We start from the raw sequence: 16,270 nt of genomic DNA, 5'->3' as shown, positions 1-16,270 counted from the left end.
TCTGACTCAAAGCGCTCACTACCAAAATACCATCCACCCAACAAGCGAGTGGGGATAGTATAGCCGCAATTTTAATAGATTCTAAACCAAATTTTGAGGAGAGGGCGACCCGATCCTCTGTAGGGGCGGGTTTTACTACTATCTTTTCCGTTGCACCCCAATGTGACTAAACCTGCCCTGTTTCTCTAGTTTTTAATTTATACAAACAAGTCGCCCCGACAAGAGGTTTAACGATAGATTGCTTGATCAATAGTTGCTCGAAAAAATGCTCCTTCTGACTCAAAACGTTCACTGCCAAAATGCCATCCACCCAATAAGCGAGTGGGGATAGTATAGCCGCCAAACGTTCCTTCTTCCTCTATAAAACCGCCAAAGTTTGCATAATGGAACTCAGCACCTTCAGGATTACCCCAACGCCTCAGATTGGCACTCTCCAACCGCCCTTGATTATCAACCGTAAGAATTAGTTCCGTACTCTCGCCAAATCGGGTTAAACTAGCATGGGCATGAACCGCATCTGATGCCGTCCACGATATATCAGGTTGACATAGAACAGAGGGTAACCAAAAAAGTTCTCCCAGCATTCGCCCTACAGCCGATCGCGTGGTATCCGCACCCGAAGCCGTTACCACCGGGAACAGCCCTAACAACTTCCACCGCATCGCCCCAACACCATCCACAAGCCGATCCGAACCCCAAATCGGTAAACCCTTCATCCGTACCGCCGCCCGCCAGATAAACCCTCGACGCCAACAGATGACTTGTTCTGCGGTAAAAGGAAGCCAACCCCGCAGTTTGATTTCACCATGCATCCGCAGTCGCACCGCAGAGGCTAATTTTGTTCCTGGCGCGATCGCATGGTTCAGATAGCCTTGTACCGCATCAGGAAGCCCTACCACTTGATCGGGTTGAAAAACTTGCTCGCTGGGTGGCGTTGACTCCCATAACTCATCCAGGGAAACCGCTTTACTCATAGTTACCTTCAACCCCGATACTTAAAAACAATTGTCCGGATTAATCTTTATAACCCAGTATTTATTGTCAGCGAAGCAAACCTATTCATCAGGTTACTGCAGGAACGAGGAACCCTATTCTAATACTACACAAACCTTCCCTCTTCCCCAATCACTAATCACCAGGTTGCAATCCACCCAGTTATAAACCCAGCGCATCAGGTTGGTGTTTATAACGGCTAGTCCTGTTGAGATTGTACCAATGTCACATCAAAACTTATCCAGCCATCACCGAAAACTCACCCGACGCTCATTTCTCGTCCTTGGTGGTGCGGCTTTCGCCCAAGGGTTAGGACTTATTTCTCCAGTCGCCGCCGAGTCTGTCAGTCTTCGGCGCAGTACGATTCTGGGAGTTCCCCTGTATCAAACCCACATTGATTTGACAAACCCAAATACTTTTATCGCCATTGGCTTAGCGAATAATTCCACTCTGGGAAATCATCAAGGGACGATTGGTGAGGAATCTTTTGGTAATATGGTTAGCCGCTATCATGCTGCTATCGTTGCGAATGGCACATTTTTTAGTAAGCAAGATCCAAAACGGCTGATGGGAAATATAGTATCAGCCGGGATGTTTCTTAAATACAGTCCCTGGGAAAATTATGGTACAACACTGGGATTGCGGGTGGGAAACCAACCGGAATTGGTGACAGCGCGAGTGGATGGAACACCTGATTGGGGTCAACATTGGTTTTCGCTGACAGGGGGACCTAGACTTTTGAGACAAGGGAAAGTTTGGTTAGCGCCGCGTAGTGAAGGATTTACTGATCCGCGTGTTATGGGTGTAGCCCATCGCTGTGCGATCGGGTTTCCAGCCAGTGGCAAAAAATTAATCTTGGTCACGTTTTTAGTCCCCTTACCTTTATGGCGAGAGGCGAAGGTAATGCGGGCAATTGGGTGTAGTGAGGCGATGAATTTAGATGGCGGAGCATCTAGCGCATTATACCACAGGGGGAGGATTTTGGTGAGTCCAAAACGGACGCTAACGAACGCAATTGTTGTGTATGATTCCCATCATCCAGCACCGACATTTTTGCGAGAGACTTGGCAAAAGTTTCAACGGGGAGAACGACCGATCATTCCTCAGTTATTCAGAGTTTGAAGGGTTTCTTATATCATTTGAAAAAGAGCGATCGCCTGAACTAGGTAGGGGCGACCCGCTTAGCCTAATTAACACCACCAGACACAGGGCGGGTTTACAAAAGTTACCAATTTGGGCTTGCATGTTATCGGTCAAACCCGCCCCTACAGATCCTCGGGTCGCCCTCCCCTCAAACTTGTTAGACAGCCCTGAAGCCGCAATTGCACAGATATCGCTTTAGTTCGCTGAACCTTCTCTGCTATATATAGTCTGTAGACTTAAAAGTAGCATCTGGATAAGCTTCAGGGATGTAAGCGATCAGCCAGCCAAAGAACTTGTCCATCATGTATGGCTAAACGATTCTTGGGACTTAACCAAGTTGTTGCATCTAATTTGAGAAAGCTCAGAAAAGAGCTTGGTATCTCCCAAGAAGAATTAGCCGAAAAGTGTGGTTTACATAGAACCTATATCGGTGCTATCGAACGTAGTGAACGCAACATTACGTTGCAAACTTTAGAAAGGTTGGCTGGTAGTTTGGGGGTTTCACCTCTTGAGTTATTGAAAGACAACTCTGATGTTTAATCAGTTTAGACAATCTCAATACAATAGTTATAGAAGGGCAAGAAATTATTTTATACAAAACTATAGTCAATTAATTAACCTTGAAAAATATGTTCTTGATGAAGTATTTAACTCTGTTTATCAAAATCTTGCCGAAATAATCGTAAACTACAATGAAGCTAGCTATCTTTATCCCTTCTGGCAGAATTATCCACCTGAAGAGAGAGGGCGACAACCTATAGGGGATCAATATCCCTGGATTGAGGTTGCAGAACATGCAATTGGAGACAAGTTACCTCGACTTTTAGAGTGTAATTTTAAAATCTCTGATGTGGGATTACCCACGGGATCTGATGTAAGGTTAGTCATATCAAATGATAGAATTTCTCAAATCACCAATGAAATAACAAATTCGTGCTGGCTATTTCTTGAGATTAAGTCAGTGGGACCTAGAGATGATCAAGATCATGCGGTAATGTCACATAATCAAATTTCTGGAAGTGGGCGATGGGAGGTGTTGTCTGATGGTGTTAGTAACGATGTTATTACGGCTACTGGCATACGGGTTAGCCATCAGTTTTACTGTAGTATACCGCCAATTTATATTTTGAGTGATGGTTTAATTGTTCCAGTTGTAATCATAATCCTCAAGCCTGTTTACAGGATGCTATCTCTTGAAGGAAATGATGATGGAGGACAGCCATTGAGTAGAATAAGCTTTGCATCCGTTCCCAATGGCATTTTGCTACACGAACAACCGAATTATTTGATAGATTTTCCTAACTTATTTTTTCCTGGTAAAGATGAAACGAAAAAAGATCCCCGTAAAAGGCGTTGTCGAGTAAGCTTTGAAATTCTACGCAGGATAGACTCTTGGAGATTTAGAGAAATTGATTGTTCAATTAAATAAGATTTAGCTCTAACTGAAAAGAAGATAGATCTCGAATTCGCTTCTTGGCTAACTTAACATATTTAGCTTCTTTTTCAATACCAATATAGTTGCGGTTATGTTTAATAGCAGCTACGGCTGTTGTTCCACTACCCATAAAAGGATCTAAGATGAGGTCGCTTTCTTCACTGAATAAGCGTATTACCCGACTTGCCAATTCCTCTGGAAATTTTGCTTCATGGTCATCATTAACCCTAACACTATTGATGTACCAAAGTCCTCTTGAACCCCAGCTTTTCCACTCATCCTTCGATAGCTTCCTTCTATCAATTACATACTCACCAGGCTTCCAGAAAATGTAGAGATCTTCATATTCATTTACCGCCTTAAGGGTGTTGCTTGTCCACTGACTATTGACCCAAGAGGGATCTTTAACCCAAACCCGTTTATCATACAGATAAATGCCCACTTCATACGCATATTTTTCAAGATAATTGCCAACGAGTTTTACTCTAGTTTGCGCTTGGTATTTTCCACCACGAATATTATTTCCATTCAACCGCCTATCAATCGTTTGCTCACTACAACCCAGCAAGCTAGCTAGTTGATATCGATTATAATTAGGATAGTTTTTACGAGCTTCCAAAACCATCTCTCGCGTAACTTTACATTTTTGATTTGAAATATTTAGAGCTTGTATTCTTGGCATACTTTCATCTTTAAAGCATAAAATATCAGCAATGTTTACAACTAAAAATCCACCTGGTTTGAGAACTTGAGAATGATTGTGTATGACTTGGCGTAGCAAGGATTGCCAAGACTCAAAAGTTTCTTCCTTCTCGTAATCCTTTCCTACGAAGTATGGAGGTGACCAAAAACTCAGAGCCACACTATTTGGCTCAATTTTAAGCATTTTGCACTCAGATCTACCCAGATATATTTCGTTTTGCTTCAAATATTCCATACAAACGGATGATATCAGTCGATTCTCAATCGGGTCTTTCACCTCTTTCCTTCTGCCTTTTAGGACGTTGTAGCTTGAGCGATCGCAGAAAGTTTTAACCAGGATGGATAACTCCCCTCTGCCTTAATCTGCTGGATTTGATCCTGGGAAATCGGCAGATTCAGACGCCCTGCAACAGCCTGGACAATATCCCCTCGGTCAATCACCCCGGCGATCGCGCCGGCGGGAGAAAGTACGGTAATATGCTTTAGCTGACAGGTTTCGAGAGTCTTAATCACCTCTATTAATGGGGTTTTCTCCTCGACTGTGGCAATCTCCGATAACGGGTGAACCAGACTCTCCAGGGACTCCGTTTCCCAGCGACTGCGTTCAATTGTTTGTAAATCTTGAATCTTGACTAAACCGCGATAACGTCCCTCCGACGCGGCATAATAGGGCTTATGCGTCTGAATATCTGCCAGAATGTACTCATCCGCCAAAGACCGTAAGCTGATTGTGGCATCCAGGACACGAAAATCGCGGGTCATGGCATCAGAGGCTTGAAGCTGGAGTAAGATTTCTTGTAAAATTGTCAGGCGATCATAAGCATTGGCATTGCGATACACAAAAGAGCCAATCAACGCCAACCAAAGCACTGTCCAGACTCCAGTTAATAACGCCAGTCCTACAGATAGCGCGATCGCGAAAAAGCCGATCACTTTCCCCGCCTGTGCTGCCCAACGCACCCCGCGCAAGCGATTCCCCGTCAGCTTCCAGATTGCCGCTTTGAGAACTTGTCCACCATCAAGGGGTAATCCAGGGATTAAATTAAATAGGGCTAATACCAGATTAAGTCTTGCCAGATCCGCCGCCACCAGATATCCCACATTTTCCGTCGGCAGTGCCTGAGTTAACCCATAGAATAGACCAAAAAGGCAGAGGCTAACCAGAGGACCTGCGATCGCGACTTGAAACGCATCACCCGGAGTCTGGGATTCACGGTCAATCGCCGCCACGCCGCCAAAGATAAACAGAGTAATCGAATTTACCTTAATTCCCTGCGATCGCGCCACTAAACTATGCCCCAGTTCATGCAATAACACTGAGGCAAACAATAATAGCGCCATCACCAACCCTAGACTCCAGGCGGAAATTGACTGAAAACTCCCATCGAAATTCCCCGCCTTAATGAAGGTGACTAGGGCTAAGATAAAAAACCACGATGGGTCAATAAAGAATGGTATTCCGAATAAGGAGCCAATTCGCCAATTTGACTGTACCAACGTTTTTCTTCCTGTGCGTTTACCTAGACTAGGGGTTGCCGTATTCTACGATATCAGCTTTTCGATCCCCGACTGCTTCAAGACGCCGGGGATCTGAGCCTCCCAACTTAGAGCGCTCCCGCGTTTGTCAATCCCAAGATCACACCCGCGCCAATAAGATGACCCAAACTAGCCGTCGCCAACAGTTCAGTTACACCGAAACGCTTGAAAATGGCAGGTTTAGGCAGGGGTAAATCGGGTCCTACGCCAGGATTCTGAATCGCGTAGTAACCTACAACAATTGCCACCAGGTTACAGATAATCATCACTAGCCCAACGGTGGGTGTCCATGAGGGGGTTGGAGGTACAGTGGATTGAACCGCCGCGAATATTATGTTAAGCATTGTATATTCTCCTTTGCTTGATAAACAGACACAATTGAACAAATAATAAAAAATTCTGGAGAGAAAATTAACAAAATGTTTTAATATTTAACAATTTGACGATAAAAGGAGACCATTGCTATCGATGCGGGTAAAAATTTGCGGCATTACCAAACCAGAACAAGGACAAGCGATCGCGCAAATGGGTGCAACCGCCCTAGGATTCATTTGTGTACCGGCTTCTCCCCGTTATGTTACCCCCAATCAAATCGGGTTGATCGTAGACTCGTTGACGATATCGGTGGATACTGTCGGCGTATTTGCCAACGCCTCGGTTAAAGAAATCTGCGCCACGGTTGTCCTAGGGAGATTGAGTGCCATCCAACTCCATGGTAATGAATCCCCCGAATTTTGCACCCAACTGCGGCAATTCTTACCTGAGATTGAAATGATCAAAGCCCTGAGGGTGAAAACCCCGGATGATTTACACTTAGCCTATCGCTATGTCAATTACGTCGATACCTTATTACTGGATGCTTACCATCCCCAGATGCTAGGGGGTACGGGTAAGACTCTCGACTGGGAGAGGCTGGCTGAATTTCATCCCCCTTTACCGTGGTTTCTGGCTGGCGGCTTAACCCCAGAGAACATTCTCGAAGCGCTGAAACGATTGCACCCCAATGGGATTGATGTATCGAGTGGCGTTGAGCGATCTCCTGGAGATAAAGATTTGGATAAAGTGGCTTTACTGTTTCAACAAATTCTCTGAAAGCCCCCCTTTTTAAGGGGGGTTGGGGGGATCTCTCTTACCGCATGCACCCCCAAGCGTTCAGATTATGCCAAATCGAAGAGTAAAATTTCAGCATCGATTGTCGCGGCTATCACCACATCTGTTTCCTCACTCAAAGCCGCACCATCACCTGACTCTAAAGCTAACCCGTTCACCGTAATCCTACCTCGCGCTACCTGTAGCCAACCATAACGTTGAGGTGCCAGAGAATGAGTGATGCGATCGCCCTTTGTCAAGATGGCTGCATATAAGTTTACATCCTGATGAATTGTTAGGGATTTTTCTCTCCCATCACCTGAAGCAATTAAATGAAACTGTCCGGGATGCTTGGCGATGCCAAAGTTATGCTGTTCATAGCTAGGATTATGTCCATTTTTATCGGGTAAAATCCAAATTTGTAACAAGTGAACTGAGTCTGTCTTTGAATGATTAAATTCACTATGGCGGATACCTGTACCTGCACTCATCCGTTGTACATCACCAGGATAAATCACGGAACCATTTCCCATACTATCTTTATGTTCTAGCGCTCCATCTAAAACATAGGTAATGATTTCCATGTCCCGATGTCCGTGAGTACCAAATCCTGCACCCGGACTAACCTGATCCTGATTAATAACCCGCAGGGTACGAAATCCCATAGCGTTCGGATCGTAATAGTTAGCAAATGAAAAGGTGTGATAGGTGTCTAACCAACCGTGATTAGCATGTCCTCGTTCTTGAGATTTGCGAATGTTAATCATTTGTCCTTTGTCCTTTTGCTTATCACTGTTTCCTCAAAACATTAGATCTTGTATAGTTCAACTATAAAACCCATACAGCTATTATGGGAAGTATGCACTTTAAAGTAAGCTAGTTACCAAAAAGATACTATGGCAACCAAAAGCGTAGAGAGTGAACGCGCCACTTGTCCTGTAGAACGCACACTAGAGGTTATTGGCGGTCGTTGGAAAGTCTTGATTCTGCGGGAATTATTTGAAGAGGTGAAGCGTTTTGGTCAGTTACATCGGGCTTTACATGGTATTACCCAGAAAATGCTGACGCAACAATTGCGAGAACTGGAAGCGGATGGTATTGTACATCGGGAGGTTTATCTGCAAGTTCCGCCAAAAGTTGAGTATTCTTTGACACCATTAGGCGAGAGTCTCAAACCGATTCTTGAGGCGATGCATGAATGGGGGGTAAAACATCTAGATTGGGATGATCAAAAATAGAGTATAGCCGGGAATTCACAAATTGACAATGGATAATGACCTCTCCTTAAAAGAAGAGGATTGAAATTAAGGAAAATCTTTTTTAATTTCTTCGTAAACGAAGAGGTCTTAGACCCAATTAATCAATTGTCAATTATCAATTATTAATTATCCATTGATTAGTGAAACTTATCACCTTATGTACGGGAGAGCCTAAAGCGCTTACTAAGAAAGGGCTTTAAGGTATTGCTTCAGCTAACCCCATACTAATCAACCTAAAGGCAATATGTTGAACCTGTTCTACGGGAAATTTTAGATGTTGGGCAATAGCATGAAGAGATACAGCCCCTTTACTATACTGCCAAATTTGCCATTCTAATGTATCTAGCCGATAGGAAGGATAACCCGCAATTGTACTGAGTAAACCGTGATTCGGATCAGGTAATTTAGCCGCCAAAATATCCCAATTGGGTAAAACACGCAATCCCATTAAAGTTGCTTCTGTCGCCGGAATACTTAACCCGGTCATTTCTTGAGTAGGAATTACAGCCATGGAATCAAATCGAAAAGAACCATCTTGCAGTTGAAAAAGCACAGACAATTGCTGCAACAGTTGAATTTGAAACAGTTGTTCTAAATTTAAGCGAGTTAAAACCCCTTGTTGTTTTAAACATACGCCTAATGGTTGATTGACAGGACAACACCATTTAACCAGTTTAGTTAACACGCGATCGCTAACCAATTTACATTTGGCAATAAGGGAAATTAAACCTTGCCCATCTCGCCGATGCGCCGCCGCGACAATGTGACCCTGTTTGACCCAGATGTAGTAAGTCCCAGTGGCTGGAGGAAAAGCACGAATCGTCAACAGTCCCGTTCTTTTGCCCTTTTCAAGTAACTGAAAAATCTCAGGTAAGGATACGTCACTTAAAGTACCGATAATACCCATCATTGTAATCACTAAGGCACTTGCCCTATCAACTTGTTTCTTGCAGTTTGCCCTTACTCCCCAAATAACACAACGCAAGATCACAAGTTAAGTTCACAACTTAACGACTAACTTGGTGATGTTGATGGAAAATTTGGCTGGTTCAGGTAAAGCGTTCACCGTTTTTTCACGTTTTCCGCTTAAAATAAACGGTCTAACCAAATTCTGACCTTTAACCTGAATGCCACGAAGACATCAGCCTCCCCAGCGTCAACGGGGAGTTATTCTTTCCGTTCAAGGTTGGCAACGCCTAAATGCAGCGCAGCGCAAATCAGTATTTCAAGATAATGGGGGCAAACCCTACACCCTGGAACAATTAAGTGAACGTACCCATTTAAGTCCAAACACCCTGATCAAGGTACGACGGCGCACAATACCTGTTGATCGCAAAACGTTGATGTCTTATTTCAGCGCCTTTGATCTGACGCTTAATCCTAATGATTATACCAAAGCAGACAGCAAATCATCTAATTATGATCAAGTTCCGCTCAAAAGTCCAGTCCCTCTCGATTCTCCCTTTTATATCGAACGTCTGCCCATTGAATCCCTTTGTCATGAAACCCTGGTGCAACCGGGGAGTTCCATCCAAATTGTTGCCCCTAAACAGATGGGGAAAACCTCTCTGATGACGCGAATCCTTCAGCAAGCTAGAGAGGAAGGCTTTCATACAATCGCCTTAAATGTTCAACTAGCAGAGTCCTCGATATTCCGTGATTTAAATCGATTCCTGCAATGGTTTTGCGCGGTTGTGACACGGGGGTTGGATTTACCTCATCAAGTGCCAATCTATTGGGATGATATCTATGGCGGAAATGCCAACAGCACCTATTACTTTGAAACCTATCTCTTACCAAAACTCGGTAATCCCTTAGTTTTGGCATTAGACGACGCTGATGTGCTATTTAACTATCCAGAAATTGCTAGCGAATTTTTTAGTTTGCTGCAAACCTGGGGTGAAAAAGCCAGCTATGGGGATAGATGTAGCCAGATTTGGCAAAACCTGCGCCTAGTGATTGTGCATTCTACTGAAGTTTACGCCATGTCTGGGATTAATTCTATAGAGTTTACAGCAGATGTATCGATTCAGTTGCCAGAGTTTACCAGGGAACAAGTCCAAGATTTAGTGATTCGCCATGGATTCAGTTGGCAACCCCAACAGGTCAAGCAATTGTATCAGCTTTTAGGGGGTCATCCTTATCTTGTCCAGCTAACTTTAAATGCGATTAAAACAGAAAAGATTCCCATTGACCAATTCTTGGCAACCGTTACAGGGGAAACAGACATTTATCGGGAGCATTTGCACCAGTGCTTATGGTATCTCCATCATGATCCAGAACTGATGAGTGCCTTGATGCAAGTGGTTAATTCATCAACACCTGTAGAATTTGATCCCATTATTACCGTTCGCTTGCAGAATTTGGGACTGGTGCGGGTTGATCAGGGCAAGGTTAGTCTGCCTTGTCAATTGTATCACCAGTATTTTCGCGATCGCCTAAAACCCCTTGGCTTAAAATTATCCCCAGAAACCCGCCCAGCTAGCCTGGTGGTGATTGAGGGGGTCAACTTAACCACTAACCTGCTGGCGCATCCGGAAACTACTTTTAATCAACTTTACCAAGACTTGCAATTGTTTGTCCAGCTTACTCAAGAATTTGACGGGAAAATTCTCAAATCAATTGATCAGGGAATGTTAATCCTGTTTCCCAGTTCCCTGCAAGCGGTTAACTTTGCCCAAGAGATTCAATTAACCCTTCAATCAGCAATTCAAAGGGACTCGAATCCAGAACTCTATTATCGGATTGGCATCCATTGGGAAGATGTTATTTTTTGTTACACAGGCGTTAGTGAACCCGGTGTCAAAATTGCCCATCATCTCACCGCAGAAGCCCCTCCTGGCGGGATTTGTATGTCTCATAGCGTTTATGAGGCGATCGCGAACCATCTACCCCAGCCACCGCAACCGATGGGACAGCGACAATTTGAGGAAAGCGAAAAACCAATCGCCCTTTATCAACTAATTTTTTAACTAAAATAAGCATTTTGGTAGTGCCAAAACCCTTGATATACCGTAGGGTGGGCACTGCCCACCAGTCTTAATTCAGTGCCATTCATACTAAACTCAAGGAAGCGTTCTTTTCATTTTGAGAAGTCCGTTTACCCTTGAGGATCATTTTTACACCCCCTTTAGGCGCCAGTACAACACCTCGACGTTGAGGTTTTACAGGTCGATTCTCAGCTAATTCCAGTTCGTAGGATGACACAATTTTGGCTAAAGCTAACTTGAGTTCAAACTGGGCTAACGCCTCACCCATACAACGACGGGTTCCACCCCCAAAGGGAATAAATTCAGATGGAGAAAACTGACGTTCGAGAAATCGTTCGGGCTTAAACGTTTTCGGTTCTGGATAGAGATCCTCACGCTGATGGGTAAGATACAAGCAACCCGTCAGTATTGTCCCTGTATCTAACTGATGTCCGAGTAACTCAATCGGTTCTTGTACTACCCTGGGGAAACTTAACATCGCAATGGAATGAATCCGTAGCGTTTCATTACACACAGCAGTCAAATAAGGGAGTCGGAAAATACTTAGAGGATCAGGTGTATCTCCTAAGCTATGCAACTCCTGAATTAGTTTTTCTCGAACTTCAGGGTAACGATGAATCCAATATAATCCCCAAGCCATTGCCAGTGCTGTTGTATCATGACCTGCTAACAAAAATGTAAGCAATTCATCGCGCAACTCTTGATCAGTCATGCCTTGACCAGCTTCATCTCGAACCGATATGAGTAGAGAAAGGATATCCGTTCGATTTGGATCAGGGTTTTGACGGCGTTCGCTAATTTCAGCATAAAGCAAATTATCCAGTTGCTTCTGCAAGTATAAAAAGTATCCCCAAGGACTCCATATCCCCCAATCTTTTTGCAGGGATTCAAAAAATAGCAAACTGGCAGTTAATGGAGAGTTCATGAACCGTAGTAAAGCACGAGATTTTTGGATAATCTGTTCACACCGTTCTCCGTCATAGAGTCCAAATATCACTTGTATAATCACCTGTATGGTGATAAGTTGGGTAATATCAAGGGCTTTAAATGGTTTATCCAGGGGAAGTTTATTGATTACCTTTTCTGTGAGTTGACCAATTAACTTCCCATAGACTTGCATGCGATCGCCATGAAAGGAAGGCATCAAAAGTTTTCGCTCTCGTTTGTGGCTTTCCCTGTCTAACAGAAATAGAGAGTATTGACCAACTAAAGGTTGTAATATTGTATTCAAATGACCGGGAGCTGTTAACTTCTGTCTATCATTGATTAAAATTTGCTGTAAGGCTTGGGGATGGTGGACAAAAACAAAGGGTTTTTCCGAGACAATCCGAGCCGTGAATAGGTCAGGATGACGCTGGGCAGCACTCTCCATATAACCAACCGGATCAAAAACCCATTGTAGCTTTTGCCAGAGAGCAGGCGTTTTTAACTCGTTAACGAATTTCATAAAAACTCCTTCGTTGTGGGAAACCCTGTGTCCCTTCGCTTCGCTTATCGGGCAAGCTTTAGACCAGGGAGGAACACGCGGTAGCGGTTTAAGAAGCATACTTTTTTAGGGGGTGGAGGGGTATGGTTGCCCCTCCAATTGTCTCCCATTTCTGGGGTAAAGTTAGCCTCGCCAATGTTATCAGTCGGTAACTATCCAAAAGCACTGTTTCAGTGACCTTAAAACTGTTTAACTTTTTGGTTCTAGAGCAGTAGACTGGCTATCGCATCTACTGGTAGGTCTTTAACACTTGCCGATAACGTAGTGCGCTTAGCACTTAGGCTGGTAAGCACAGCTTTAACTTACTTGGCTAAAGCTCCGTGTCTTTAGACCGGGGTTGCTTACAATTAACGAACAATTCTTAAAAGATTAGTTTAAACTATAGCAGTTTTATGTGCCAACAGAAAATTGTTTCCCCTAAGAAGCGCTAAGGGCGGCAAGTGGAGCCTCGTTCATCGTACCATAATTACTGGTAATTGAGTCAAACCCCTAGGGATTCTATCGGCTGGGGTTTTCTGAAAGTCTGTGATATGCCAGAGCGACGAACCCTATCAATCGTTTTCGGCAAAACCCCAACTAACTGAGCAATCACCTCATCTGAGAGTTCATCAATAAGCTGGGCATCGAAATATTTATAGAGTAAACTTAATAAAATTTTGGCACGGTGTAGCGGCACATAAGTTGTCATGGCATGTTGAGTAAACAAAATCCAGCGCTGCCTTAATAGATAAGCTTTCTGGCGTTCGTACCGCGATTCAGGATACACTAACGAAAGCGTACCAATGGGAATCACTCGCGTGCAATCTGCATCGAAAACTCCACCAACGGCAGCACCTGGACCGGCAAGTTCTGCATGATGACGATGACGTATGACTATAGCATTACCACGAGTACTATTTACCCTGAGGAGTTGTCCTGTTTTTAACTGACTCAGGATTTCAGTCGGTTGAATAATGGGTTTGCGGATTAGGGCTAGCTCTGTCATGGCATCTCAAAAAAATCGGCTTACTATCTCCGATGATTAGTTATAGATATTCAAGGGATAAGATTTTGTTAAAATTGTTACGCCGTTAAACGTAGTAGACATTGATCCAAGTACATTTTGCACCCACAGCGAAGGAAGACAAATCAGTAGAAATTAAACCGTTGTTAAACGGACAGACTATTAGGCTGTTGATGTGACTAAGCTGTTGTCCCTTCAAACCACCTATTTAGATTTTGGCAAACTGAACAGGGAACAAGCAATAGGTAATTTAAATATGTCTTAGCCGACCCAAATTGTCATTCTTACCTTTTTAATGAGTATAACAACTCACTTATTATTTTAAGCGACACTCAACAGAATAGTCGGGTAATTGCTGAATTCTAATGTAAAGAGTTGATGAAGAAGGTAGAGGATTACCAGGTAGAAGGCTCCAAGGCAGAAAAATTGATTGGATGGGGATGGAAACCCTTGCCCTATCCATTCCATCGCCGCCTTATCAGGACGGCGTGGGGCTTCCAGAATGACGAATGACCCTGTCAATATTCAACGAAGCGTGGGGAATAGGCAAGCGATCCTATTGACACTCCTCAGCCTAAAGGCGTGAGGATTCTTCTTTCATCGAGCACTCTTACTATGAAATAGTCGCCTATTTCATACCAGAGGAGCATCTCTCCAGAAGCGTTTTGCTCCATTACAGAAGCTAGTTTCGATATGCCCTATCGTACTATTGAAAACAAGAAAGAATGTGTTTTGGGCGTGCTTGTTGCTTAGACTTTTTACCTGTACAAGCCTTTCTGTACAAAACCCTCTAAGCCTAGTTTTCAAGGTGCGATGCCTCTCGGCTCTGGGTTTTTATAGAGGTTTAATACCCTTTCCTCCAAGTGAATTTTAACACAAAGTCGTCCTTTAAGGACGAGGCTTTAGACCCAATTTTTCGGTAAAGTGAAGAAAGACTCAAACAGATACACCCCTCGTTGAATAGGGAAATAACCGCATAAATACTCATGGCACCAGAAAGAATTGTTCTCCTATCGAGCCGAGAAATCGAAAAAATGCGTCAAGCTGGACGCTTAGCCGCCAAACTCCTGGATCACATTGAACCCATGATTCAGCCAGGGGTGAGTACTTTGGAACTCAATGATGAAGCCGAACGCTGGACTCAAGAAAATGGAGCAAAAAGCGCTCCTCTGGGGTATCATGACTTTCCCAGGTCAATTTGTACCAGTATCAATGAAGTCGTCTGTCACGGTATCCCCAGTGCTAAACAAATTCTCCAAGACGGGGATATTATCAATATTGACGTGACCCCGATTCTGGATGGATTTCACGGCGATACGTCCCGAACCTTCTTTGTCGGTACACCTTCACCCACCGCCAAAAAACTGGTTGAAGTCACCTACGAATGTATGATGCGGGGAATCGCCGCCGTGAAACCCGGAAATCGCATTGGTGATATTGGGGCTGCTATTCAGGAATACGCCGAAGCCAATGGTTTTTCTGTGGTGCGAGATTTTGTCGGACACGGTATTAATCGGATATTTCATACGGCTCCCCAGGTTCCTCACTATGGTACTCGCGGTAAAGGAAAGCGTCTACGTCCCGGTATGGTATTCACCATTGAACCCATGATTAATGAAGGGACATGGGAAGTGGAAATTATGGCGGATAAATGGACAGCTCTGACTAAAGATCGTAAGCTTTCGGCTCAATTTGAGCATACGATAGCTGTCACGCAAGAGGGGGTAGAGATTCTCACGTTACCAGAACAGATTTCCCAAATGAAATCGGCGTGATGCATGGGATGGGGGAGCATTCGTAGGGGCGAAGCTTATGCGCCCAGATGTCTCGGTTTTATGTCAACACAAGAGCGCATAAGCTTCGCCCAATCGCCAATCGCCAATCGCCAATCGCCAATCGCCAATCGCCAATCCCTCGTCGCCCCTTTGTGACGTTTATCACTCTTATGCATTGCTTTACGTCAGGTGTCGGCGATTCTCCTGTCACGCTTAAAGCGGATTTTAGTTTAGCTTTTAGTGCGATCACGTTCACTATATTTTAAGATTTAGTTCAATTACATTTTCCCCGAAATGCTAGAAAATTGCAAAGTCAATTTATCGGGGATATAACAGTATGCAGCTTGCTTATTTCTGTATCGGTAAAGAACCCATAAAGCCTTATGTCTATCATATCCGAAACAATCGATTGAGAAAATATAGATCGATAAAAATGACGGCTGAGGAGCTGCTGCAGCGGTATGCATCAGGACAACGGGATTTTCAATGTGTCAATTTGAGTGAAGAAATTCTGAGTTGGGCAGATTTGACGGGAGCGGATTTAAGTGGGGCAAATTTGAGTGGGGTAATTTTGAACTGGGCTACCCTCAGTCGCGTTAAGTTGAGATGTGCAAACTTGAGCAACTCTGACTTAAATTGGGCTAACTTAGAACAGACAGATTTACAGGGGGCAAATTTGAGTGGCGCAGGTGTGAGTGCGACTAATCTTAATGGAGCAGATTGGAGTGGGGCAATTATGCCTGATGGTACAATCTGGTCTGAACAACATGTTAGTCAAGATTCCCGGTTTCTCTCCTGGTTGGTTAGACTATTCAGGCAAGAAAACAATCGCAATTTTTGATTAAAACTTGCTCCTGAA

The 16,270-nt window shown here is 43.9% G+C and carries 17 protein-coding genes; 8 read left to right on the top strand and 9 right to left on the bottom strand.

Going from position 1 to position 16,270, the window contains the following annotated elements:
• Positions 1-227: 227 nt before the first annotated feature.
• Positions 228-974, bottom strand: a complete 747-nt coding sequence (locus tag ACLGGO_RS12500) for a DUF6544 family protein (protein WP_446419561.1) — start codon at positions 972-974, stop codon at positions 228-230.
• Between the two features lie 241 nt (positions 975-1,215).
• Between ACLGGO_RS12500 and ACLGGO_RS12495 the strand changes: the two genes are divergently transcribed.
• The 3 genes from ACLGGO_RS12495 (at position 1,216) to ACLGGO_RS12485 (ending at position 3,565) form a co-directional block, all read left to right on the top strand.
• Positions 1,216-2,115 (top strand): phosphodiester glycosidase family protein, encoded by a 900-nt coding sequence (locus ACLGGO_RS12495; RefSeq protein WP_446419560.1) that lies wholly within the window; start codon positions 1,216-1,218, stop codon positions 2,113-2,115.
• A gap of 327 nt (positions 2,116-2,442) precedes the next feature.
• Positions 2,443-2,676: a helix-turn-helix domain-containing protein gene (locus ACLGGO_RS12490; protein ID WP_446419559.1), complete on the top strand. Its 234-nt coding sequence runs from the start codon at positions 2,443-2,445 to the stop codon at positions 2,674-2,676.
• Complete coding sequence (locus tag ACLGGO_RS12485; protein ID WP_446419558.1) at positions 2,669-3,565, top strand: BglI family type II restriction endonuclease; 897 nt, start codon at positions 2,669-2,671, stop codon at positions 3,563-3,565. The genes ACLGGO_RS12490 and ACLGGO_RS12485 overlap by 8 nt, the downstream gene beginning before the upstream one ends.
• Here ACLGGO_RS12485 and ACLGGO_RS12480 read toward each other — a convergent pair.
• From ACLGGO_RS12480 to psaK, 3 genes are all read right to left on the bottom strand, one after another.
• Positions 3,558-4,508, bottom strand: coding sequence for a DNA-methyltransferase (locus ACLGGO_RS12480; protein ID WP_446419562.1), 951 nt, complete (start codon positions 4,506-4,508; stop codon positions 3,558-3,560). The genes ACLGGO_RS12485 and ACLGGO_RS12480 overlap by 8 nt on opposite strands.
• A 59-nt stretch (positions 4,509-4,567) precedes the next feature.
• Positions 4,568-5,770: a site-2 protease family protein gene (locus ACLGGO_RS12475; RefSeq protein ID WP_446419557.1), complete on the bottom strand. Its 1,203-nt coding sequence runs from the start codon at positions 5,768-5,770 to the stop codon at positions 4,568-4,570.
• 107 nt (positions 5,771-5,877) lie between these two features.
• On the bottom strand, positions 5,878-6,153 hold the full coding sequence (gene psaK, locus ACLGGO_RS12470; RefSeq protein ID WP_446338957.1) for a photosystem I reaction center subunit PsaK: 276 nt from the start codon (positions 6,151-6,153) through the stop codon (positions 5,878-5,880).
• 124 nt (positions 6,154-6,277) lie between these two features.
• Between psaK and ACLGGO_RS12465 the strand changes: the two genes are divergently transcribed.
• Entirely contained in the window at positions 6,278-6,901 is a 624-nt protein-coding gene (locus tag ACLGGO_RS12465) for a phosphoribosylanthranilate isomerase (RefSeq protein ID WP_446419556.1), read from the top strand.
• A gap of 65 nt (positions 6,902-6,966) precedes the next feature.
• Here ACLGGO_RS12465 and ACLGGO_RS12460 read toward each other — a convergent pair whose 3' ends face one another.
• Positions 6,967-7,665, bottom strand: coding sequence for a pirin family protein (locus ACLGGO_RS12460; protein WP_446419555.1), 699 nt, complete (start codon positions 7,663-7,665; stop codon positions 6,967-6,969).
• Positions 7,666-7,794: 129 nt separating this feature from the next.
• On the opposite strand from ACLGGO_RS12460, the gene ACLGGO_RS12455 reads away from it, so the two are divergent.
• Positions 7,795-8,136 (top strand): winged helix-turn-helix transcriptional regulator, encoded by a 342-nt coding sequence (locus ACLGGO_RS12455; RefSeq protein WP_446419554.1) that lies wholly within the window; start codon positions 7,795-7,797, stop codon positions 8,134-8,136.
• Between the two features lie 217 nt (positions 8,137-8,353).
• Here ACLGGO_RS12455 and ACLGGO_RS12450 read toward each other — a convergent pair whose 3' ends face one another.
• Positions 8,354-9,148 (bottom strand): DUF4388 domain-containing protein, encoded by a 795-nt coding sequence (locus ACLGGO_RS12450; RefSeq protein WP_446338952.1) that lies wholly within the window; start codon positions 9,146-9,148, stop codon positions 8,354-8,356.
• A 136-nt stretch (positions 9,149-9,284) separates the two neighbouring features.
• Here ACLGGO_RS12450 and ACLGGO_RS12445 point away from each other — a divergent pair, with 136 nt between their 5' ends.
• Positions 9,285-11,129: an AAA-like domain-containing protein gene (locus tag ACLGGO_RS12445; RefSeq protein WP_446419553.1), complete on the top strand. Its 1,845-nt coding sequence runs from the start codon at positions 9,285-9,287 to the stop codon at positions 11,127-11,129.
• Positions 11,130-11,211: 82 nt separating this feature from the next.
• Here ACLGGO_RS12445 and ACLGGO_RS12440 read toward each other — a convergent pair whose 3' ends face one another.
• Positions 11,212-12,594 (bottom strand): cytochrome P450, encoded by a 1,383-nt coding sequence (locus ACLGGO_RS12440; protein WP_446419552.1) that lies wholly within the window; start codon positions 12,592-12,594, stop codon positions 11,212-11,214.
• A gap of 520 nt (positions 12,595-13,114) precedes the next feature.
• Positions 13,115-13,618 (bottom strand): hypothetical protein, encoded by a 504-nt coding sequence (locus ACLGGO_RS12435; protein ID WP_446336458.1) that lies wholly within the window; start codon positions 13,616-13,618, stop codon positions 13,115-13,117.
• 1,004 nt (positions 13,619-14,622) lie between these two features.
• On the opposite strand from ACLGGO_RS12435, the gene map reads away from it, so the two are divergent.
• Positions 14,623-15,411, top strand: coding sequence for a type I methionyl aminopeptidase (gene map, locus ACLGGO_RS12430; protein WP_446336457.1), 789 nt, complete (start codon positions 14,623-14,625; stop codon positions 15,409-15,411).
• 35 nt (positions 15,412-15,446) lie between these two features.
• Here map and ACLGGO_RS12425 read toward each other — a convergent pair whose 3' ends face one another.
• Positions 15,447-15,587, bottom strand: coding sequence for a hypothetical protein (locus ACLGGO_RS12425; protein WP_446419551.1), 141 nt, complete (start codon positions 15,585-15,587; stop codon positions 15,447-15,449).
• A gap of 257 nt (positions 15,588-15,844) precedes the next feature.
• Between ACLGGO_RS12425 and ACLGGO_RS12420 the strand changes: the two genes are divergently transcribed.
• A complete protein-coding gene (locus ACLGGO_RS12420; protein ID WP_446336456.1) occupies positions 15,845-16,252 on the top strand; it encodes a pentapeptide repeat-containing protein in 408 nt (135 codons plus the stop codon).
• The last annotated feature ends 18 nt before the right edge of the window (positions 16,253-16,270 follow it).

The organism is Coleofasciculus sp. (genome assembly GCF_046565525.1).
In the GTDB taxonomy this organism is placed as follows: Bacteria; Cyanobacteriota; Cyanobacteriia; order Cyanobacteriales; family Coleofasciculaceae; genus Coleofasciculus.
Note: the sequence above shows the minus strand (reverse complement) of the source record. Positions and strands in the feature narration are given on the sequence as shown.